The sequence below is a fragment of the Thiohalocapsa marina genome (genome assembly GCF_008632335.1).
Lineage (GTDB): Bacteria > Pseudomonadota > Gammaproteobacteria > Chromatiales > Chromatiaceae > Thiohalocapsa > Thiohalocapsa marina.
Genome location: NZ_VWXX01000012.1, coordinates 1 through 22,055 on the forward strand (window position 1 = coordinate 1; position 22,055 = coordinate 22,055).

Genomic DNA, 22,055 nt, shown 5'->3' on the forward strand with positions numbered 1-22,055 from the left:
CGCAGCCGGGTCAGGGCCTCCTCGCCGCTGGCCGCGGCATCCACGCGCAGCCCGAGGCTGGTGAGGATGGCCGCGAGCGTCTCGCGGGCGCTGGCGTTGTCGTCCACCACCAGCAGCCGTAGCGCACCCAGCTCGCTGAGACCGATGGGTGGGCGCGCGTGCGCGCCCTGCTGCTGACCGAGCTGGACCGTGAAGTGGAAGGTGCTGCCGACGCCGGGCGTGCTCTCGACCCAGATCGCCCCGCCCATGAGCTCGGTCAGACGCTTGGAGATGGCGAGCCCCAACCCCGTGCCGCCAAAGCGGCGCGTGGTGGAGGCATCGGCCTGGCTGAAGGACTGAAACAGCTTGGCTTGCTGCTCTGCGCTGAGACCAATGCCGGTATCGCGCACAAAGAACTGCAGCCGGCAGGTCTCGGCGTCCTGGGCGAGCACCTCGGCGCCGATGACGATCTCGCCGCGCTCGGTGAACTTCACGGCGTTGTTGCTGAGATTGGTGAGGATCTGCCCCAGGCGCAGCGGATCGCCCACCAGTGCCACGGGCAGATCGGCGGGCAGGTCGAAGATGAGCTCCAGGCCCTTCTCCTCGGCCTTGAGACCAATGACCGCCGAGAGGTTGCCGAGGACGTCTTCGAGACTGAAGTCGATGCGCTCGATGGCGAGCTTGCCGGCCTCGATCTTGGAGAAGTCGAGAATGTCGTTGAGGATGCCGAGCAGGGCGTCGGCGGAGCGGCCGATCTTTTCGATGTAGTTGCGCTGGCGCTCATCGAGCGGGGTCTGCAACGCCAGATACGTCATGCCGATGATGGCATTCATGGGCGTGCGGATCTCGTGGCTCATGTTGGCCAGGAATTCCGACTTGGCCTGGTTGGCGGCCTCGGCCTCGGCCTTGGCCGCCGCAAGCGCCAGCTCAGCCTGCTTGCGCTCGGTGATGTCCTTGCCTGATCCGCGATAGCCTTTGAGCTCCCCGTCCGTGCCGAGGATCGGTATGCCGCTGCTCAGTAGGTGACGCAGGGAGCCATCGCGGTGGCAGACCAGGTTTTCCCAGTCGGTGAACGGTCGCTGCTCAGCGACGATCGCCGCGAAGCGGGTTCTGGCCCGCTCCGCCTCGGCTGCCGGCATCAGGTCGAAGGGCGTTTTGCCGAGCAAGTCTTCGGGCGTGAGGCCGAGGCAGCCCTCCGCCTTGTCGGACACATAGGTATAGCGCCCCTCGGCGTCGGTCTCCCAGATCCAGTCCGCCAGGATCAGGGCCAGATCCTTGAAGCGCTGCTCGTCCCTTTTCCGTAGGCGTTCTCGGCGCGCGGCGGTGGTCTGGATGCCCCAGTCCATCCATCCCGCCAAGAGCGCGCCAAGCAGATTGACCGCGATCAGGATGGGCATGGCCTCTTGTAACGCCAGCCCCCGCTGCGGCTCGGGGAACAAGAGGATGGTCGATAAGGCCAGCGAGAGTCCCCCGCCGAACGCCAGATGGCACCATGGCGGCTGCAGGCGCCAGCGCGCTTCGAGGAGCCGCCAGGCGAGGCCAATCAGCGGCGCGATGGTCAAGGTGATGCTGCCGACCAGGGCACCTTGGCCGCCCATGAGCAGGCGCGCGGGAACGGCCACGAGCAGGGCGGCTGCCGCGCCGCGCCACCCCGCCAACAGGCCCGCAAAGCCCATCAGCAACACCCGCGCGTCCAGCAACAGGCCGGGGGCGATCTCGACCGGCTGCAGCATCACCAGGACGGCCCCAAGACCGAGCAGCCCGCCAAGCATCAGCTGGCGGGTCGCCTGGCCGGGCAGCCACTGCCATAGATAATGATGATAGAACAGGGCGATCGCGGCAAAGGTGATGAGCCCAAGAGACGCCGCCGTGACAAAGTCCAACATTCGACAAGTAATCGCTCTGGGATTTCACAGGTGCGACGCTGGATGAGCGCCTCCCTAGCACTCAGCGATCATAACCCTGTTTGCGTGTCGCAGGCTTGATCCTCAGGGCCGGTTGGATTTCCTATCCGTTATCCGTTATCCGTTGTCCGTTGTCCGTTATCCGTCGATCCGGCGATACGTCTCGGGCTCAGGCGCTGCCGCGCAGCAGGTCGGTGATATCCAGCACGTGCAGCCCGTGCCCCCGGAGCACCGAGGTCGCGCGGGCCGGATCATCGAAGCGGAAGATCAGAAAGGCCTTGTCCTCGTCCCGTAACGCAAAGGCATAGAGGTATTCGATGTCGAGGCCGGCGCCCTCGAGTACGGCGAGCACCTCGGCAAGGCCACCGGGGCGGTCGGCAACGCCGACGGCGACAACCTCGCTCACCGTGACCACCCAGCCGGCCTGTTCCAGCACCCGGCGCCCCTTGTCCCAGTCCTGCACGATCAGGCGCAGGATGCCGAACTCGGTAGTATCGGCCAGCGACAGGGTCAGGATGTCGATACCCTCCTCCGCCAGGGCGCAGATCGGTGGACGCAGGCTGCCGGGGCGGTTCTCGAGGAAGATCGACAGTTGTTTCAGAGGCATGTGTTCGTTCATCTGCGGGCTCCCGAGGTCAGGCATTCCGACGGTCGATAACGCGCCGGGCCTTGCCCTGGCTGCGCTCGATGCTGCGCGGCTCCACCAGGCGCAGGCCGACACGGATACCGAGGATGTGCTCGATGGCGTGGGCGATACGCGCGCGCACGTCCTCCAGGGCGCGGACCTTGTCGCTGAAGACTTCGGCGGTGACCTCGACCTCGACCGTGATCTGGTCCAGACCGTGCTCGCGGGTCAGGATGATCTGATAGTGCGGCAGGGTTCCCTCGACGGTGAGCAGTGCGGCCTCGACCTGGGACGGGAAGACATTCACGCCACGGATGATGAACATGTCGTCGCAGCGCCGGCCGATGCGGCGGATGCGTCGGATGCTGCGCCCGCAGCTGCAGGGCTCGCGCAGGATCGCGGTGATGTCGCGCGTGCGGTAGCGGATCATCGGCATGGCCTGCTTGCTCAGGGTGGTGAGCACCAGCTCGCCCTCCTCGCCGTCGGGCAGGGCCGCGCCGGTGTCGGGATCGATGATCTCGGGGTAGAAATGGTCCTCGAAGACATGCAGGCCATCCTGGGCACTGCATTCGCTCGCCACGCCGGGGCCGGTGATCTCGGACAGGCCGTAGATATCGAAGGCACGGATACCGGTTGCCGGTTCGATATGGCCGCGCATGGCATCGGACCAGGGCTCGGCGCCGAAGATGCCGACACGCAGCGGCAGCTTGCGCAGATCGACGCCAAGGTCGTTGGCGCGCTCGATCAGGTGCATGAAGTAGCTCGGCGTGCAGCAGAGGGCGGAGACACCGAAATCACGGATCAGCATGATCTGCCGGTCGCTGTTGCCGCCCGAGATGGGGATGACCGTCGCACCCAGGGCTTCGGCGCCGTAGTGCGCGCCGAGGCCACCCGTGAACAGCCCGTAGCCGAAGGCGTTCTGCAGGATGTCGCCGCGGTGCAGGGTGCAACAGGCCAGGGTGCGGGCCATGACCTCGGACCAGACCTCGACATCGTCGCGCGTATAGGCGACGACGATGGGCTTGCCGGTGGTACCGGACGAGGCATGCAGTCGCACCACGTCGCTCATGGGGCTTGCGAACAGCCCGAAAGGATAGGTATCGCGCAGATCCGCCTTGACCGTGAAGGGCAGTTGCTGGATGTCCTCCAGTCGCTCGATGGCAGCCGGCGTCAGGCCGCGCTCCTGCAGGCGCGTGCGAAACAGCTCGACGTGCTCGTAGGCGCGCGAGACCACTGCACGCAGCCGCCGCAGCTGCACCTCGCGCAAGTGAGGCTCGGGCAGATAGTCCGACGCGCTGGCGGGATGGAAGCCGCCGGCGGTATCGTTCCAACGCTCTTTCAACATCCGCATCCCCTCACTGGCCGACGGCCCCTTTGACGGCCGCATCGCGGCCGAGCGCGAAGGACTGCTCGTTCAAGGCGTGAAGCTTTTCCGCCAGGTTGGCATGGATGGCCTGCACCCAGGCCGTCTCGGGGAGTTCGAGCACCGCTGACAGGGCGCCGAGCATGGCGACGTTGAGGCTCTTGCGATTGCGCAGTGCGCCAGGCGCGATGATGTCCGGACCGATCAGCACGCCGTCGGCCGCCAGCAGCGGCCGGTTGATTGCCACCTGAGTCTCCTCCAGCACCAAGAGCACATCGGCCTCGCCGGGTGGCACCATGGGACTCAGCACCCGCTCGCCGTAGCGCACGTCGCTGGTCACCGAGCCACCGCGCTGGCTCATGCCGTGCAGCTCGCTCTTCTTGACGTCGAAGCCGGCCCGCAGCGCGGCATCCGCGAGGATGTCCGATGCCTTGACGATGCCCTGCCCGCCGAGCCCGGCGATGACGATGTTCTTTACAAAGGCCATGGGATTTTCCGTTCTGCCTGATGTGTCTGTCTAATCCGCAATGTCCGCGGCACAGCTTGACGGCTGCCTGAGCTCGGCGGCGGCCTTCTCATAGAGACGGATCTTGGGTGCCGCCAGCACGCAGGGCTCACGCGCGATGACCAGCGAGGTCTCCGACTTGGCCAACAGCGTCCTGAGCAGTTGCTCCAGTTGCTGCGCCCCGGTTTGGCCCGAGCGTGGAGCATCCACTATGTGAATATTCTGCACACCCATAGCCTCGGCCACGACCTCGAAGCGGATCTGCTCGGTGGGTGAGCGGTCTAAGGCTCGTCCGGTGCCTGGGTGCTCCTGCTGGCCGGTCATGGCCGTGGTTCCATTGTCCACGATCAGAACGACATGCCCCGTCGGCGGCGGGTTATAGACCATCTCCGCCAGTCCCGTGAGCCCGGAGTGCACGAAGGTAGAGTCGCCGATGACGCTGACCACGCGTCGTGCCTGCTCTTCGGGCAGGATATGCCGCAGACCCAGGCCGACGCCGATGCTGGCGCCCATGCAGACACAGGTGTCCATGGCGGAAAAGGGCGGCAAGACACCAAGGGTGTAGCAGCCGATGTCACCAGCGACGATGCAATCGAGGTCGCGCAACACCTCGAAGACGCCACGATGCGAACAGCCCGGGCACAGCTCCGGCGGTTTGCCAACGGGCGGCGCCGGCTCAGGGGTACGATCGCCCGCGATAATGCGGCGCACGCGCGCAACATTGAGCTCGCCGAAACGGTACATCTCGGGCTTGCCCTCGGCGCCGATGCCGGCACCGCGCAGGCTCTCGACCAGCAGCGGGTCGCCTTCCTCGATGACCAGCAGGCGGTCGACGCCATCGGCGAAGGCACGAATGCGCTCCAGCGGCAGCGGCCAGGTCAGCCCGATGGTCAGCTGACGGGCGTCGGGCGCCGCCTCGCGGGCATGCACGGCGGCGACGCCGCTGGCGACGATACCAAGCGGCGCTCGGCCCTGGCGGCCCTGGGGCGAGCCGGCCTTGGCCGGACTGTCAGCGGCCCGCTCGGGCTCGTCGATGCGCAGGGGCCCCTGCGCCTCGTTCCATTCCGCAATGGCGGCGAGCTTGGCACGCAGCCGATGGTGCGCGGGCTTGGCGAAGGCGGGGATCATGACCCGTGCCGGTATGTCGCGGCGGAAGCTCGGCTCGCGCAGGCCCTGCACCGGCGGTTGCGGCGTGATGACGGTCTTGGCGTGGCAGATACGGGTGGTCAAACGCAGGATGACCGGGATCTTCCACCGCTCCGACAGATCGAAGGCAAGCCGGGTGAAGTCATAGGCCTCCTGCGAGCACGACGGCTCGAGCATCGGCGCGCCCGCGGCACGGGCAAAGTGGCGGTTGTCCTGTTCGTTCTGGCTGGAGGCCATGCCGGGATCATCCGCAGAGACGATCACCAGACCGCCCTCAACGTCGGTGTAGGTGGCTGTAAAGAGGGCATCTGCGGCGACGTTGAGTCCGACGTGCTTCATGGTCACGAGGGTGCGGGCACCGCCAAAGGCACTGCCGATGCCGACCTCCAGTGCCACCTTTTCATTCGGAGACCATTGGGCACGGCCGCCGAGGCGGTCGAATTCCTCAAGGATTTCGGTCGACGGGGTGCCGGGATAACCGGTGCCGAGCCGCACGCCGGCGTGCAACGCACCGAGGGCGACCGCCTCGTCACCGCTGAGCAAGAGCCGTTCTGTCATAATGCGCTCTTATGGGCTTAAAAACTGGGAGCCCGGTAGATTACACCGCGGAATTGTCAGGCGGAATATTACCTCCGGTCTCCTTGATACAGGTCACGAGCTGTCCAAAGAGTCCGCAGCCGAACCACTGCCGGGCGCTCGCAAACAAAATCGAATGCCCCCTTGCCCAGGCTGGTTAGCCCGTGCCGTAATCCGCGCCTGATGGGTATATAGCAAAGAACCACCAGATTGCGGCCACAGGCTGAGTGGGTTGGGTGTCGGCTGGCGGGGGTCTCGATCGCAGGGATGCGATCGTGAAGCCTACGGGGATGTATTCACGGCGTCCCCCGATGGCCGACACCCAACCCGCGAAAACCGAAATCTCGTTTGCAACGGGTATAGAATCAACGGGTCTATCGTTCATCCCCTTGATCAGGAGATCCCGCGCCATGGCGCTCGTCACCAACACCCCTCAATGGCAGGCCCTGACGGCCCACTGGCAGCAGATGTCGAAGGTCCACATGCGCGACCTGTTCGCCCGGGACGGTGGGCGCGCCGAGCGCATGAGCCTTGACGCCGCGGGCCTGCACCTGGACTACTCAAAGAACATCGCCAGCGACGAGACCCTGGCGCTGCTGTTCGATCTGGCCCGGGCGGTGGATCTGGAGGGCTGGCGCGCACGGATGTTTGCCGGCGAGCCCATCAACAACACGGAGCAACGGGCGGTGCTGCATGTGGCGCTGCGCAATCGCGCCAATCGGCCCGTGCTGGTGGACGGCAGGGATGTGATGCCGGACGTCAATGCGGTGCTGGAGCAGGTGCGCGTGTTCAGCGAGGGGCTGCGTGCGGGCACCTGGAAGGGCTTCACCGGCAAGGCCATCACGGATGTGGTGAACATCGGCATCGGCGGCTCCAATCTGGGGCCGAAGATGGTCTGCGCGGCCCTCAGGCCGTATCAGGGTGCGACGCCGCGACCGCATTTCGTCTCCAATGTCGACGGGACGCACCTGATGGATACCGTCCGCGGGCTGGACCCTGAGACAACGCTGTTCATCGTCGCCTCCAAGACCTTCACCACCCAGGAGACCATGACCAATGCGCACAGCGCGCGGCAATGGCTGGTGGCGGCCCTGGGCAGCGAGGCGGCGGTGCGCAACCATTTCGTGGCCGTGTCCACCAATGCGGCGGCGGTGGCCGCGTTCGGCATCGACACCGAGAACATGTTCGGTTTCTGGGACTGGGTGGGGGGGCGCTATTCCCTCTGGTCTGCGATCGGGTTGCCCATTGCCATCGCCGTCGGTTTCGACAATTTCAGCGAACTGCTGGCCGGCGCCCACGACATGGACGCGCATTTTCGCAGCGCGCCGCTGGAGCGGAACCTGCCGGTGATCATGGCGCTGCTCGGGGTCTGGTATGTCGATTTTGCCGGCGCCCGGTCCCAGGCCATCCTGCCCTATGACCAGTCACTGGAATACTTTCCCGCCTACTTCCAGCAGGGCGACATGGAGAGCAACGGCAAGCATGTGACCCGCGGCGGCGTGCGGGTGGACTATGCCACGGGGCCGGTGGTCTGGGGCCAGCCGGGCACCGATGGCCAGCATGCCTTCTACCAGCTCATCCACCAGGGGACCGAACTGATCCCGGCGGATTTCATCGCGCCGATCCACAGCCACAACCCCCTGGGCGATCACCACGCCAAGTTGCTGGCCAACTGTTTCGCCCAGACCGAGGCGCTCATGCGTGGTCGCACGCTGGACGAGGCCCTGGCGGAGATGCGCGCGGGCGGGCTGTCCGAGGCGGAGTCGGCGCGGCTGGCGCCGCATCGCCAGTTCGACGGCAACCGGCCGACCAATACCCTGCTGATGGACCAGCTGACACCGCGTACCCTCGGCGCCCTGATCGCGCTCTACGAGCACAAGATCTTCTGCCAGGGGATCGTCTGGGACATCAATTCCTTCGACCAGTGGGGCGTGGAACTCGGCAAGCAGCTGGCCGGGGTGATCCTGGACGAATTGGCCGCCGGCAAGGTGACGGCGGACCATGACGCCTCCACCCGTGCGCTGCTGGAGTACTACCTGCGCCGGCGCTGAGTTCGCGGGCTGGGTTCCATGCTTTACCTGGACAAGCTGATCACGCAGCTGGCCTATCCCCTGGGCCTGTCACTGGCGCTGTGCTGTCTGGCACTGCTGTTGCTGGGGCTGCGTCGACGCCGGCTGGCGGCGGCATCGCTGCTGGTGGCGGTGGGGTGGCTGGGTGTCTGGTCGCTGCCGGTGGTGTCGGATGCGCTGCGCTGGTCATTGGAGGGCCGATTCGAGGCCCGTCCGGTGGCGGCGCTGCCGGCGGCGGATGCGGTGGTGGTGCTCGGCGGGGGCATGCGGGCGCCGCCGCCGGGGCGGCCCTATCCGGACCTGGGTGCCGGCGCCGATCGGGCCTGGCAGGCGGCACGGCTGTTTCATGCCGGCAAGGCCGACATCGTGATCCTGTCCGGCGGGCGCTTTGCGTGGCAGGGTGAGCGGCCGTCGGAGGCGGAGGCCATGCGCGCCTTCCTGCGCGATCTGGGGGTGCCGGACACGGCGTTGCGGCTGGAGGGCCGAAGTCGCAACACGCGCGAGAATGCCGTCGAGACGGCACGGCTGCTGGCGGCTTCGGGGCTCGAGCGTGTGCTGCTGGTGACCTCGGCCCTGCACATGCCACGGGCCCTGGCCAGCTTCCGCGCCACCGGGGTGGAGGTGATCCCGGCGCCGACGGATTTCGAGGTGATGCCGGAGCCGGCGCATCCGCTGCGCTGGCTGCCGGATGCCGCGGCCCTGGCGGACAGTACCCGCGCCCTGAAGGAGTATCTGGGCCTGTGGGTCTACCGCTGGCGCGGCTGGGCAGACTAGATCCGTTTCCGTTTCAGGTGCTGCCGTCTCCTTAGATCGCCCGCCACCAGTCCACCGTCTCCGGCAGATAGTGCGCGACGCCCTCGAGGATGCCGGCCGCATAGTAGCCGTTCATGTCATGGAAATCGCCCTGGGCCTGGTAGAGCAGGTGCGAGAGACCGGCGGCATCCGCCAGCGCCTGGGCATCGGCGCGCACGTCGGTGGTGGCGTTGGCCACCAGCACCGCCTGCAGCGGGCCCGTGAGCATGGCCAGGTCGTTGCCGCTGTCGCCGCAGCACACCGTGCCGGCATGGGCAAAGCCCTCGCGCTGCATCAGGAACTCGATCGCCAGGTGCTTGCTTGCGCGCTCCGGCAGCACGTCCAGCAGCCCGGTGCCGGTGTGCTCGTCCAGACTCCAGATCAGGCTGGCGGCGATGCCTTCCGCCCGCAGGCGCTCGTCGATCTGCGGCAGCAGCGTCTCGCGCTCCCAGTCCTCGGCGGTGTAGTAGCTGAGCTTCCAGGGTCCCTGTTTCTGCGGCTCCTGCAGCAGCAGCCCGTCGACACCCTGCAGCAGCCGGGCCAGGCTGTCCGGCCCCTGGCCGGCCCAGCTATGGGCGATGTGCGTGCCCCAGTCCGGCCAGGGCTGCAGATCGCCGTCGCTGATGCGATAGATACTGGTGCCGACGTCGCCGATGAGGAAGTCCGGCACCGGGATGCCGTACGCCTCGATGGCCTCCTGCACCAGCGCGCGGTGTCGCCCGGTGACATAGGCCACACAGACCTCCGGATGCGCCGCCAGTGCGGCGAAGCGCGGGCGGGCCGCCGGCGATTCCGGTTGCGAGCCGTTGGGCAGCAGCGTGCGGTCGAGATCGGTGCAGATCAGGATGCGGTGGTGGGCGTCGGTCATGTCATGCTCCGGGGGCGGATGCGGATTCCGGCTCGGATTCGGGGTCCGGCGCCGGCGTCGTCGGCACCTGGCAGGCGTCGAAGAAGCGGTAATGCGCGATGGCCTCGAGGATGCCCGCGGCATAGGGCCGTTCGGCGAAATAGATGCTTTCGGTGTCCGTGAGCTGGGACAGTTCCTCGTGATGGCGGTTGGCCACCACCACCGCCAGGGTGTTGCCGCGCATCATGTCCTCATCCGCGCCTGAGCCGCCGGCGGCCAGGCAGTGCTCCAGCGGGATGCCCCACTGGTCGGCGACGTAGCGCAAGGCCAGCCCCTTGGAGGCACGCACCGGCACCGCGTCCAGGAACTGGCCGAAGGACAGGTTCAGGTGCACGCTGAGGTCCGCCTGGTGCAGGATACTGGAGATCTCCTCCAGGCTGGGGGCATGCGCCGGATCGATGTAGAAGCTGACCTTGTAGCGGCTCTGCTCGGTGTTCGGCTGGCGTTCGATGCCGGGCAGGTCGGTCAGCGCCTCGCGCACCCGACGCGGATGCCACAGGTAGTCGATGTGCCGGCTCCAGGCATAGTCGTAGGTGAGCTGGGGCGCGTAGTAGATCTCGGTGCCCAGCGCGGTGATCAGCACGTCCGGCCGCGGGATGCCGTAGCGGCGCATGATGGCCAGGGCGGAGTCCAGCCGGCGGCCGGTGGCGATGCCGAAGCTGCTGCACTTGCGGTTCTCGCGCACGATGCGGATGAAGTCCGCCAGCGAGTCCGGGTCGCCCAGCAGGTTCTGGTCCAGGTCGGTGAAGATGGCCCGGTCGTGATACAGCATCGGCCGGCGCGACAGCGGCGCCCGCGGTGGCGGTTCCACGGTCTCCAGCAGCGGGGTGATCGCCTCGATGTAGCTCTCGGCGTGCGCCGCCCAGGCGTAATGCCGCTTGACCCCGGCCAGGCCGTTCTTGGCCATGCGGCGCCATCCCGAGGCGTCGCTGATGACCTTGAGCAGGGCCTTGGTGATGTCCTGTCGATCCAGCGGGTCGATCAGGATGCCGTTGTGGCAATGCTTGATGATGTCGATGGGGCCGCCATCCTCGGTGGCGACGATGGGCAGGCCGCTGGCGGCGGCCTCGATCAGGGTCAGGCCGAAGGGCTCGGTCAGGGCCGGGTTGATAAACACGCCGCGGGAGGCGGCGGCGATCTGGTACAGCACCGGTACCTCGTCGGCGCTGTGGTGCTTGGGGTAGGCCACCTGGCCGTAAAGGTCGTGGCTGTCGATCAGTAGCAGGATGTCGGTCAGCACCTGCTGCGGGCCGTTGTCCAGATCGCGGATGTCGTCGCGGTTGCCGGCGACGATGACCAGGTTGGCCGCCTGCCGCAGTTCGGGCGAGGCGCCGTAGGCCTCGATCAGCGCGGCGATGTTCTTGCGCTCGTCCGGCCGCGACAGGGCCAGGATGATCGGCCGCTTGGGGTGCTTGAGAAAGCGTTCCAGCTCTCGCTTGATCGGGGCCTTCTGTTCGTCGCCGGTGGGCGGGTGGAAGCGTTTCAGGTCGGTGCCCGGCGGGATCACCGACATGCGTTCGGGCTGGTAGTGGTCGTACAGCCCGTACTGCTCCTCGATCTCCTGCGTGGTGCTGGTCACCACCAGGCTGGCGGCCGCCAGGGTGTCCTCTTCGGCGTGGATGCGGCGGTCGATGTTGTAGCGCTCGTCGATGACCCGCTGGCTGATGCCCGAGGCCAGCAGCCGGCGCCGCTTGACCCGCCCAAGGGAATGCCCGGTGTGCACCAGCGGCACGCCCAGCTGGGCCGACAGCCGCGTGCCGACGTAGCCGGCGTCGGCGTAGTGGCTGTGGATCAGGCTCGGCAGCAGGTCGTCTTCGCGCAGGAAGCCGAGCATGTTGTCGGAGAAGGCATCCAGCTCGTCCCAGAGCGCCTCCTTGGGCAGGTAGCCGGGCGGGCCGGCCTCGATGCGGACGATGCGCGCGCCATCGCCCAGGTCTTCCACCGGCCGGGCATAGTCGGGGCTGACGCCGGGGTCGTCCACCAGGCGGGTGAACAGGTCGACGCGCTGGACGTCGTCGCGGGCGGCCAGCGCACGGGCGAGTTCCACCACGTAAAGCGTCTGGCCGCCGGTGTCGGGGTCGCGACCGAGTTCCAGGTTGTTGCCACGGATGAGGCCGTGGACGCTGATGAGGACGATGTACAGGGGTCGGTCGTTGCCGATCATGGTGCCGCCACGGGGTTTGGGCCTACGGCTAGACTACACGCTGTCGGCGGACGGCTCCAGTGGGGCATCCGGCCGCTGCCCGGGGTGGTCAATCGGCGTTTTGTTCCGCAGCGCCGAGCATCTCGGCGGCGTGGGCGCGGGTGGTGGCGGTGATCTCGGTGCCGCCGAGCATGCGAGCGATCTCGTCGATGCGCGCATCCGCGGCCAGCGCATCGATGTCGGTGAAGGTCTGGCCGTCGACGGCCTGCTTGCGTACCTTCATCTGCCGGTGCGCCTGGGCGGCCACCTGTGGCAGGTGGGTGACGCACAGAACCTGGCGTGCATCGCCGAGCCGGCGCAGCAGGCGACCGACGATCTCGGCGACGCCGCCGCCGATGCCGACGTCCACCTCGTCGAAGACCAGGGTCGGGATGCGGCCGATCTCCGCCGTGGCCACCTGGATGGCCAGGCTGATGCGCGACAGTTCGCCGCCGGACGCGACCTTGGCCAGCGGCTGCAGCGGCTGGCCCGGGTTGGCGCTGACCTGGAACGCGATGCTGTCCAGGCCGCCGGCGCCGATGTGCTCGGCGTCGCCGCTGGCGACCTCCACGGCGAAGCGCCCGCCGACCATGCCCAGCGCCTGCATGGCGGCGGTGACGGTGGCGCCGAGCCGCTCGGCGGCGCCCCGGCGCGCGACGCTCAGGGCCTTGGCACGGTCCAGCAGCGCGGTGCGGGCGGCGTCGCGCTGTTGCTGCAGGTCCCCCAGGGACTGGTCCGCCTGCTCCAGTTGGTCGAGTTCGGTGCGGCGCGTGTCCAGCGCCTCTCCCAGCGTCTGCGGCGTGATGCGATACTTGCGCGCCAGCTCGTGGATGCGGCTCAGGCGCGATTCGACCTCCGCCAGCCGGGCAGGGTCCATGTCCAGGTCATCGAGATACTGACGCAGGTTGGCGGCGGCCTCTTCCACCTGCACCAGGGCGCCGTCGAGCAGGTCCCGCGAGTCGCCCAGGCGTGGTTCGATGTCCAGCAGGGCCTCCAGCTCGCCGCCGGCGTGGCCGAGCTGGTCGCGCACGGCGCCGTCGCTGGCGTAGAGCTGCTCCACCAGGGCCCCGACGGTCTCCTGCAGACGGCCCAGGTTGGCCAGCCGGCGCTGTTCCGCGTCCAGTTGCTCCAGTTCGCCGTCGGCCAGTGCCAATCCGTCGAGTTCCTCCACCTGGAAGCGCAGCAACTCCAGGCGCGCGGCGCGTTCGTCCCGGGCGGCGGTCAGTCGCTGCCAGCGGCTGTCCAGGTCACGGAAGCGCTGGTACAGCTCGGCGACCTCCGCGGCCGTGGCCTGGTGCCCGCCGTAACCGTCGAGCAGGGCGCGCTGGGCCGCTGGGCGCAGCAATGACTGGTGCGCATGCTGGCCATGGATGTCCACCAGCAGGTCGCCGAGTTCGCGCAATTGGGCGCCGCTGGCGGCCTGGCCGTTGATGAAGCCGCGGGCGCGGCCGCCGCGCACCAGGACCCGGCGGATCAGGCACTCGTCGCCGTCGTCCAGGGCCTGTTTCGCCAGCCAGGCGCGGGCCTCCGGACAGCCGCCGAGGTCGAAGCCGGCGCTCACCTCGGCACGGTCACTGCCGTTGCGGATCATGCCTGCGTCCGCTTTGTCGCCCAGGGTCAGGCCGAGGGCGTCGATGAGGATGGACTTGCCCGCGCCGGTCTCGCCGGTGAGGGCGGTCATGCCGCTGCCGAAGTCCAGCTCCAGCCGGCTGACGATGACCAGGTCGTGGATGACGATGTGGGTCAGCATGGCACACCTGCCCGGATGTGTCCGCCCCAGCCGAGCTTGGCCCGCAGGATGGCGTAGTGGTCGTGCCCGCGCGGGTGCAGCAGGCGCAGTCGGTGGGCACTGCGCTCGATCCGTACCGGCGCGCCGGGGATCAGCGGCAGGTCGAGCTGGCCATCGCAGGTGACCCGTACCTGCTCCAGGTCGTCGCCGCAGATGCGGATTTCGATGTGGCTGTCGCCGGCCACCACCAGCGGGCGGTTGCTCAGGGTGTGCGGACAGATCGGCACCAGCACCAGGGCGTCGATGCGCGGATGGATCAGCGGCCCGCCGCCGGACAGGGCGTAGGCGGTGGAGCCGGTGGGGGTGGAGATGATGAGCCCGTCGGAGCGCTGGGCGTTGACGAAGCGGCCATCGATGTAGGTCTCGAACTCGATCATGCGCACCGTGTTCCACTTGTGGATCACGACATCGTTCACGGCGCGGCCGCGGGCGCCCTCGATGCGGGCATCCAGCACGCTGCGGTCGTCCACCTCGAACTCGCCGTCGAGGATGCGGTCGAGGCCGTGCTCCAGGTCACTGGGGGACACGTCCACCAGGAAGCCCAGGCGGCCGAGGTTGATGCCCACCAGCGGGATCTGTTGCGCTGAGATCTCGCGGGCGGCGTGCAGCAGGGTGCCGTCGCCGCCGACCACCACCACCAGGTCGCAGTGGTGTCCCAGTTGTGACAAGGGCACGCCCGGGGCCGCGTTCAGTGCGGCGGCGAGCTGCTGTTCGAGACGGACGGCGATGGCGCGTCGGTGCAGATGGCCGACGAGTCGCTGGATGGTCGCCCTGGTGGGCGGATCATCGTGCTGCTTGCCGACGATGCCGAGGGTCTGAAACGTTGCCATGGGGTCGCGACGGAGAACCGCTGTCACCGGAGTTGGAACGGGATGATGCAGCGAAACGGTAGCACGCACCCGGCGCGGCGCCAACAGTCCGGCCGCCGGGACGGCCGGCAGACGCGGTGGCGGGCGCCTGCCCCGGATGTCTGACTCGGATGTCTGACTCGGATGTCTGACTCGGACGTCTGCTTCGGACGTTTGGCTCGGATGTCCGGCCCGGCTGCCGGCCCGAAGGCCTGACTCCGAGTGCTTGACAGATAAGGCCGCACACCCTAGATTGCCGATGTTAGCACTCCCATGACCCGAGTGCTAATCTTCACCTGACAGGCCTGTTTGCATAGACTGACGTGAGCGGCAACTTTACACCCGGCGACACGCCCGTCCCGCTGAAGGACGGCGGCGAGATCAGCGAGCGTGCGCTGCATTTTCTCAAGGCGCTGATCGAGCGCCACATCCGCGACGGTCAGCCGGTCGGCTCGCGGACACTGGCCAAGGACGCCGGCCTGGACCTGAGTCCGGCCACCGTGCGCAACGTGATGGCGGACCTGGAGGACATGGGGCTGGTGTCGTCGCCGCATACCTCTGCCGGACGGGTGCCGACGGTCTCCGGCTATCGGCTGTTCATCGACAGCCTGCTCACGGTGTCGCCGCTGGCGGAGACGGATGTGGCCGCCCTGCGGTCGAGTTTCGTCACGACCGAGGATGCCCCGGGCAATCCCAAGGGTCTGGTGGAGACCGCTTCCCGGCTGCTGTCGGGGGTGACCCACCTGGCGGGCCTGGTGATGGTGCCGCGGCACGAGCGCGAGGTGTTTCGGCAGATCGAGTTCGTTGCGTTGTCAGGCACCCGGGTGCTGGCGATCCTGGTCACCAGCGAGGGCGAGGTGCACAACCGTGTCATCCTGACCGAAAAGCCCTGTCCGCCGGCACGCCTGGTGCAGGCTGGCAACCTGCTCACCGAGATGTTCACCGGGCGCGACATGCGCGAGGTTCGTCGACGGCTGATGGATGATCTGAAGCGCACGCATCGCAACCTGGACGAGCTGATGATGCGCGCGCTGTCGATGGCACAGCAGGTGGTGGAGTCCGCCGAGCACAAGGACGATCTGCTCATTGCCGGGCAGACCAACCTGATGGAGTTCGAGGAGCTGGCCAGCATCGAGCGGCTGCGCTCGCTGTTCGACGCCTTCAACGAGAAGCGCCAGATCCTGGACCTGCTGGACCGCTGCATCGCCGCCGACGGCGTGCAGATCTTCGTTGGCTACGAGTCCGGTTACGCCCTGCTCGACAACTGCAGCCTGGTGACCACGACCTACCGGGTCGAGGACCAGGTGCTCGGGGTGCTGGGCGTGATCGGCCCGACGCGCATGGACTACCAACGTGTGATTCCGGTGGTCGACGTCACGGCAAAGCTGCTGGCGGCGGCCCTGAGGCAACAGTAAATTCACCGACTGAGCACGCGGCAGGGCCCGACGCCGACGGTGCTCGGGCGCTCCGCGGAAGAGGTTAGCGATGGCAACAGATCAGAGAGCGATGAACGAACAGGCCGAGTCGGCGGAGAACGCCGCCGCCGCGGAGCAGCCGGTGGAGGACGCCGCCGCCGATGTCCGTGATGCCTCGGCGGATGCGCCCCAGGACGGCCCGGCGGATGCGCCCCAGGACGGTCCGGCGGATGCCGCCGAGCTGACCGTCCTGCTGGAAGACGCCCGGGCCAAGGTGGACCAGAGCCAGGATCAGCTGCTGCGCACCCGCGCCGAGATGGAGAACATGAAGCGCCGTCAGGCCAAGGAGCTGGAGAACGCGCACAAGTTCGCGCTGGAGGGCTTTGTCAAGGAGCTGCTGCCGGTGCGCGACAGCCTGGAGCTGGGGTTGGCGGCGGCGCAGGAGTCCGAAGGCGATGTGGCCCAGCTGCTGAGCAAGCTGCTGGAGGGCACCGAGCTGACGCTGAAGCAGCTGGGCGACGTCATGGGCAAGTTCGGCATCGAGCGGGTGCATCCCGACGGCGAGCCGTTCAACCCCGAGTACCATCAGGCCATGTCCATGCAGCCGCGCGCGGACCTGCCGCCGAACACCGTGACGGCGGTGATCCAGAGCGGCTACCTGCTCAACGGCCGCCTGGTGCGACCGGCCCTGGTGATGGTTTCCCGGCAAGACTGAGGTCAGAACACGGCCAGGCTACGGCAGGACCAGGGCGGCACCGGGACAGGCTGGACGCCCCGGCCGCCAGCGGCGATCCGCGCGGAGACAGAAGGCTTGAGAATCCAAAGGTTTTGCCCCATGTCCGGGGCAATTTGATCACGGATTCGCAGCCCGCCGGATTCGACCGGACAGATTGAACACGAATTCATCGGAGACAACACATGGGAAAGATTATCGGCATCGACCTCGGCACCACCAACTCCTGCGTCGCAGTGATGGAAGGCGAAAAGCCGAAGGTCATCGAGAACGCCGAGGGTGATCGCACCACCCCCAGCATCGTCGCCTTCGGCAGCGATGGCGAGGTGCTGGTCGGCCAGTCGGCCAAGCGCCAGGCGGTGACCAACCCCACCAACACCCTGTTCGCCATCAAGCGCCTGATCGGCCGCCGGTTCGAGGACCAGGTGGTCGGCAAGGACAAGGACATGGTGCCCTACAAGATCGTCAAGGCCGACAACGGCGATGCCTGGGTCGAGGTCAACGGCAAGAAGATGGCCCCGCCAGAGGTCTCGGCGAAGGTGCTGCAGAAGATGAAGAAGACCGCTGAGGACTATCTCGGCGAGACGGTCACCGAGGCAGTCATCACGGTACCGGCCTATTTCAACGACTCCCAGCGCCAGGCCACCAAGGACGCCGGTCGCATTGCCGGTCTCGAGGTCAAGCGCATCATCAACGAGCCGACCGCGGCCGCGCTGGCCTACGGCATGGACAAGCGTCGCGGCGATCAGAAGATCGCGGTCTACGATCTGGGCGGCGGCACCTTTGACATCTCCATCATCGAGATCGCCGAGATCGAGGGCGAGCACCAGTTCGAGGTGCTCTCGACCAACGGTGACACCTTCCTGGGTGGCGAGGACTTCGACCTTCGCATCATCGAGTTCCTGGCCTCGGAGTTCAAGAAGGACCAGGGCGTGGATCTGCACAACGATCCGCTGGCGCTGCAACGTCTGAAGGAGGCCGCCGAGAAGGCCAAGATCGAGCTCAGCTCCAGCCAGCAGACCGACATCAACCTGCCCTATATCACCGCCGATCAGACGGGACCCAAGCATCTCAACATCAAGCTGACCCGCGCCAAGCTGGAGTCGCTGGTGGAAGACCTGATCGATCGCACCATCGACCCCTGCCGGGTCGCGCTCAAGGACGCGGGCCTGGGCGCCGGCGAGATCGACGAGGTCATCCTGGTGGGTGGCCAGACGCGCATGCCCAAGGTGCAGGCCAAGGCTGAGGAGTTCTTCGGCAAGGCGCCGCGCAAGGACGTCAACCCGGACGAGGCCGTGGCCATTGGCGCGAGCATCCAGGGTGGTGTGCTGGGCGGCGCGGTCAAGGACGTGTTGCTGCTGGATGTGACCCCATTGTCGCTCGGCATCGAGACCCTCGGCGGCATCATGACCAAGCTGATCGAGAAGAACACCACCATCCCGACCTCGGCGAGCCAGACCTTCTCGACCGCGGACGACAACCAGACGGCCGTGACCGTGCATGTCCTGCAGGGCGAGCGCGAGCGCGCGGTCGACAACAAGTCGCTGGGTCGCTTTGATCTGGCCGACATCCCGCCGGCACCGCGTGGCGTGCCCCAGATCGAGGTCAAGTTCGACATCGACGCCAACGGCATCCTGAATGTCTCGGCCAAGGACAAGGCAACCGGCAAGGAGCAGTCCATCGTCATCAAGGCCAGCTCCGGCCTGTCGGATGACGAGATCGATCGCATGGTCAAGGACGCCGAGGCCCACGCCGACGAGGACCGCAAGTTCCACGAGCTGGTGGCCGCCCGCAACCAGGCGGACAGCCTGATCCACGCCACCCGCAAGTCCGTCGAGCAGCTCGGCGAGGACAAGCTGGAGGCGGGCGAGAAAGACGCCATCGAAAGCGCCATCAAGGACCTGGAAGAGGCCATGAAGGGCGAGGACAAGGACCGCATCGAGTCCCTGAGCAAGACCCTGGGCGAGGCCTCGGCCAAGATGGCCGAGCGACTCTACTCCCAGGGCCAGCAGGGCGGTGGCGACGCCCCTGGCGGCGCTGCCGGGGGTGCGGGCGCCGGCGGCGCAGGCGCAGGATCCAGCTCCGGCGCCGACGACGTGGTGGATGCGGAGTTCGAAGAGGTCAAGGACGACAAGAAGTGAGCCGCCACTGCCACCCCCGGCGGGTGGCTGTCAGGCTCGCGTTTCGCGAGCATTGCCGATGAGCGGCGAGATCCGCTCATCGGCCAGGTTCATCATAGTGGCGCCGGCATCGTCCGGCGCCACTGCGTTCAACGGCAGTTGTCGGGCCGGTAACGAGTGACCGCCTGCCGGAGGCTGAAGGATCCATGTCCCAACGCGATTACTACGAGGTGCTCGGCGTCGGCCGCAACGCCAGCGAGCACGACATCAAGAAGGCGTTTCGTCGGTTGGCGATGAAATATCATCCCGACCGCAATCCCGACGACGCCGAGGCGCTGGCCAAGTTCAAGGAGGCCAAGGAGGCCCATGATGTGCTGTCGGACTCGCGCAAGCGGTCCGCCTATGACCAGTTCGGCCATGCTGGCGTCAGCAGCCAGGGCGGTTTCGGCGGCGGCCCGGGGGACTTCGGTGCCGGGGGCTTTTCCGATATCTTCGGTGATGTCTTTGGCGACATCTTCGGCGGTCGGGGCGGTGGTCGGCGCACCCATCGGGGTGCCGATCTGCGCTACGACCTGTCCCTGACCCTGGAGGAGGCGGTTGCCGGCAAGGATGTCAAGATCCGCATCCCGACCACGGTGGAATGCCACCACTGCGGCGGCACCGGCGCCAAGCCCGGCACCAAACCCAAGGAGTGCCCCACCTGCCACGGCGCCGGTCAGGTGCGCATGCAGCAGGGCTTCTTCTCCATCCAGCAGACCTGTCCCCAGTGCCGCGGCGCGGGCAAGATCATCGAGGAGGCCTGCAGTCACTGCCGGGGTGTCGGCCGCTTGCGGGAGGAAAAGACGCTGTCGGTCAAGGTGCCGCCCGGCGTCGACACCGGCGACCGGATCCGGCTCTCAGGGGAGGGCGAGGCCGGAGAGCGCGGCGGTCCGTCCGGCGATCTGTACGTGCAGGTCAATGTGCAGCCGCATCCGATCTTCACCCGCGAGGACAACAACCTGTTCTGCGAGGTGCCGATCAGCTTCGTCACTGCGGCCCTGGGCGGCGAGATGGAAGTGCCGACGCTGACCGGCAAGGTGGTGCTCAAGGTGCCCACCGGCACCCAGACGGGCAAGATGTTTCGCATGCGCGGCAAGGGTGTGAAGCCGGTGCGCGGCGGACCGCTGGGTGATCTGATCTGCCGGGTGCTGGTGGAGACGCCGGTGAATCTGAACGAGCGCCAGAAGGAGATTCTGCGGGAATTCGATGCCAGCCTCAGCGCCGGGGGCAAGCACCACAGTCCGCACTCGAGTTCCTGGCTCGACGGCGTGAAGAACTTCTTCGAAAAGATGGGGCTGTAACCGAAGGGAAGCGCATCGCCGGTTGCGCGTCAATCGCGCAACCCCAATCGCGCAAACCAGATCGGACTACTAGGGGGCAATGCTCATCGAGTGCATTCTGATGTGCACTGAAGGCAGGCAGACGAAACAGGGGGAGAGAAATGGCGCTCCCTAGGGGATTCGAACCCCTGTTACCGACGTGAGAGGCCAGCGTCCTAACCGCTAGACGAAGGGAGCGAGAAGCGGCTGCAAGAATCGCGTATTATACGCAGATTCTCCCGCCGCTCAAGCACCATGTGCAGTGGCTGCGGACATGGTTCATCAGATCGATCGCCCGGGGTGACGCGGCATGGCGCCGGTCCCGGGTCGACATCAGGAAGTCTCCGCCGCTTGGATCAAGAATTCACAACCCAACCGCTGATCGTCCCGCGTCCGGAACATTGTGTCTCGCGGGCGAACATCAGCCAGAACGCTCTCAAGGTGCTGTATCGCCTGCATCAGGCGGGCCATCAGGCCTATCTGGTGGGCGGCGGTGTGCGCGATCTGCTGCTGGGCCACGAGCCGAAGGACTTCGACGTGGCCACCGACGCCACGCCGGAGCAGGTGCGCACGGTATTTCGCAACTGTCGGCTCATCGGCCGGCGCTTTCGCCTGGCCCATGTCCACTTTGGCCCGGAGATCATCGAGGTGGCCACCTTCCGCGGCACCGGTCAGGGTGATCGGCAGGCGGATACAGGGGAGGCCGACATGCCGGCGGGGGCCAGGGGCGCTGGTAGCGACCGTCTGGTCGAGAACGGCATGATCCTGCGCGACAACGTCTACGGGACCATCGCCGAGGATGCGATGCGGCGCGATTTCACCGTCAATGCGCTGTACTACAACATCGACGATTTCTCTCTGGTGGATTATGCCGGCGGGCTCGACGACATCCGCGCGGGTCGGCTGCGGCTCATCGGTGACGACCCCGAGGCGCGCTACCGCGAGGACCCCGTGCGCATGCTGCGGGCGGTGCGTTTCGCCTGCAAGCTGGGATTCAACATCGATCCGCGCTGCGAGGAACCGCTGGTGCGACTGGCGCCGTTGCTGCGTGACATTGCGCCGGCGCGGCTGTTCGACGAGACACTCAAGCTGTTCCATGCCGGCTTCGCGTTGCCGGCGTTCGAGAAGCTGCGCCATTACGGCCTGTTCGCTGAACTGTTCCCGGAGACCGAGGCCTGTCTGGCACAGGAAGATCACGCCTTCCCCATCACCTTTGTCGCCCGCGGCCTGGGCAACACCGATGCCCGACTGGCGGAGCAGAAACCGGTGGCGCCGGCGTTCCTGTTCGCGGTGCTGCTGTGGGAGCCGGTGCGGTTGCGCTACCAGGCCTTGCTGGAGGAGGGTTCGGCCTGGGCCGATGCCATGGCGCTGGCCTCCCATGAGGTGGCGACGCGGCAGCAGCGCCGGGTGTCCGTGCCGAAGCGCTTCGGCCTGCCCATGCGCGAGATCTGGGGCCTGCAGCCCCGGCTGGAGCGCCGGCAGGGCAAGCGGCCGCTGGCCCTGCTGGGGCACCCGCGCTTTCGCGCCGCCTACGACTTCCTGCTGTTGCGGGCCGAGGCCGGCGAGGTGGATCCGGAACTGGCGGCCTGGTGGACCCGTTTTCAGGAAGTCGACACCGCCGAGCGTGTGCGCATGACCGGCGGTGCGGCCAAGCGCAAGCGCCCGCGTCGGCGGCGCAAGCCGCAGCCGGCGGCGGACGACGGCGGTTCCGCGCCTGCATCTTCCGGCGCCGGGTGAACGCAGG

The 22,055-nt window shown here is 67.3% G+C and carries 16 protein-coding genes and 1 tRNA gene; 7 read left to right on the top strand and 10 right to left on the bottom strand.

Features of this window, described 5'->3' with window-relative positions; all coding sequences use genetic code 11:
* From F2Q65_RS09525 to F2Q65_RS09545, 5 genes are all read right to left on the bottom strand, one after another.
* The coding region (locus tag F2Q65_RS09525) for a hybrid sensor histidine kinase/response regulator (protein ID WP_150092774.1) at positions 1-1,865 on the bottom strand (1,865 nt) is incomplete at its 3' end.
* Positions 1,866-2,052: 187 nt separating this feature from the next.
* A complete protein-coding gene (locus F2Q65_RS09530; protein ID WP_150092776.1) occupies positions 2,053-2,490 on the bottom strand; it encodes an amino acid-binding protein in 438 nt (145 codons plus the stop codon).
* Positions 2,491-2,518: 28 nt separating this feature from the next.
* On the bottom strand, positions 2,519-3,853 hold the full coding sequence (locus tag F2Q65_RS09535; RefSeq protein ID WP_150092778.1) for a phenylacetate--CoA ligase family protein: 1,335 nt from the start codon (positions 3,851-3,853) through the stop codon (positions 2,519-2,521).
* A 10-nt stretch (positions 3,854-3,863) separates the two neighbouring features.
* On the bottom strand, positions 3,864-4,358 hold the full coding sequence (locus tag F2Q65_RS09540; protein ID WP_150092780.1) for a 2-oxoacid:acceptor oxidoreductase family protein: 495 nt from the start codon (positions 4,356-4,358) through the stop codon (positions 3,864-3,866).
* Between the two features lie 30 nt (positions 4,359-4,388).
* Positions 4,389-6,080 (bottom strand): thiamine pyrophosphate-dependent enzyme, encoded by a 1,692-nt coding sequence (locus F2Q65_RS09545; RefSeq protein ID WP_150092782.1) that lies wholly within the window; start codon positions 6,078-6,080, stop codon positions 4,389-4,391.
* Between the two features lie 428 nt (positions 6,081-6,508).
* On the opposite strand from F2Q65_RS09545, the gene pgi reads away from it, so the two are divergent.
* On the top strand, positions 6,509-8,149 hold the full coding sequence (gene pgi, locus F2Q65_RS09550) for a glucose-6-phosphate isomerase (protein ID WP_150092784.1): 1,641 nt from the start codon (positions 6,509-6,511) through the stop codon (positions 8,147-8,149).
* 18 nt (positions 8,150-8,167) lie between these two features.
* Positions 8,168-8,941, top strand: a complete 774-nt coding sequence (locus F2Q65_RS09555) for a YdcF family protein (RefSeq protein ID WP_150092786.1) — start codon at positions 8,168-8,170, stop codon at positions 8,939-8,941.
* A gap of 31 nt (positions 8,942-8,972) precedes the next feature.
* On the opposite strand, the gene F2Q65_RS09560 is transcribed toward F2Q65_RS09555, so the two are convergent.
* The 4 genes from F2Q65_RS09560 to F2Q65_RS09575 form a co-directional block, all read right to left on the bottom strand.
* Positions 8,973-9,827: an HAD-IIB family hydrolase gene (locus tag F2Q65_RS09560; RefSeq protein WP_150092788.1), complete on the bottom strand. Its 855-nt coding sequence runs from the start codon at positions 9,825-9,827 to the stop codon at positions 8,973-8,975.
* 1 nt (position 9,828) lies between these two features.
* Positions 9,829-12,030: an HAD family hydrolase gene (locus F2Q65_RS09565; RefSeq protein WP_150092793.1), complete on the bottom strand. Its 2,202-nt coding sequence runs from the start codon at positions 12,028-12,030 to the stop codon at positions 9,829-9,831.
* 88 nt (positions 12,031-12,118) lie between these two features.
* Complete coding sequence (recN, locus tag F2Q65_RS09570) at positions 12,119-13,798, bottom strand: DNA repair protein RecN (RefSeq protein ID WP_150092795.1); 1,680 nt, start codon at positions 13,796-13,798, stop codon at positions 12,119-12,121.
* Complete coding sequence (locus F2Q65_RS09575) at positions 13,792-14,667, bottom strand: NAD(+) kinase (protein ID WP_150092797.1); 876 nt, start codon at positions 14,665-14,667, stop codon at positions 13,792-13,794. Before F2Q65_RS09575 ends, recN begins: the two co-directional genes overlap by 7 nt.
* Positions 14,668-15,008: 341 nt before the next feature.
* Between F2Q65_RS09575 and hrcA the strand changes: the two genes are divergently transcribed.
* From hrcA to dnaJ, 4 genes are all read left to right on the top strand, one after another.
* Positions 15,009-16,100, top strand: coding sequence for a heat-inducible transcriptional repressor HrcA (gene hrcA / locus F2Q65_RS09580; protein ID WP_211354011.1), 1,092 nt, complete (start codon positions 15,009-15,011; stop codon positions 16,098-16,100).
* Positions 16,101-16,191: 91 nt separating this feature from the next.
* Positions 16,192-16,815 carry a nucleotide exchange factor GrpE gene (gene grpE, locus F2Q65_RS09585; protein ID WP_246156115.1) on the top strand — a complete coding sequence of 208 codons (624 nt, stop codon included), beginning with the start codon at positions 16,192-16,194 and terminating at the stop codon, positions 16,813-16,815.
* A gap of 203 nt (positions 16,816-17,018) precedes the next feature.
* The gene (dnaK, locus tag F2Q65_RS09590) at positions 17,019-18,974 is read left to right on the top strand and encodes a molecular chaperone DnaK (protein ID WP_150092801.1); all 1,956 of its coding nucleotides are present in this window, start codon (positions 17,019-17,021) and stop codon (positions 18,972-18,974) included.
* Positions 18,975-19,159: 185 nt separating this feature from the next.
* On the top strand, positions 19,160-20,293 hold the full coding sequence (gene dnaJ / locus F2Q65_RS09595; protein ID WP_150092803.1) for a molecular chaperone DnaJ: 1,134 nt from the start codon (positions 19,160-19,162) through the stop codon (positions 20,291-20,293).
* A gap of 141 nt (positions 20,294-20,434) precedes the next feature.
* Here dnaJ and F2Q65_RS09600 read toward each other — a convergent pair.
* Positions 20,435-20,509: transfer RNA gene (locus F2Q65_RS09600), tRNA-Glu, on the bottom strand.
* Positions 20,510-20,662: 153 nt separating this feature from the next.
* On the opposite strand from F2Q65_RS09600, the gene pcnB reads away from it, so the two are divergent.
* Complete coding sequence (pcnB, locus tag F2Q65_RS09605) at positions 20,663-22,048, top strand: polynucleotide adenylyltransferase PcnB (protein WP_246156117.1); 1,386 nt, start codon at positions 20,663-20,665, stop codon at positions 22,046-22,048.
* The last annotated feature ends 7 nt before the right edge of the window (positions 22,049-22,055 follow it).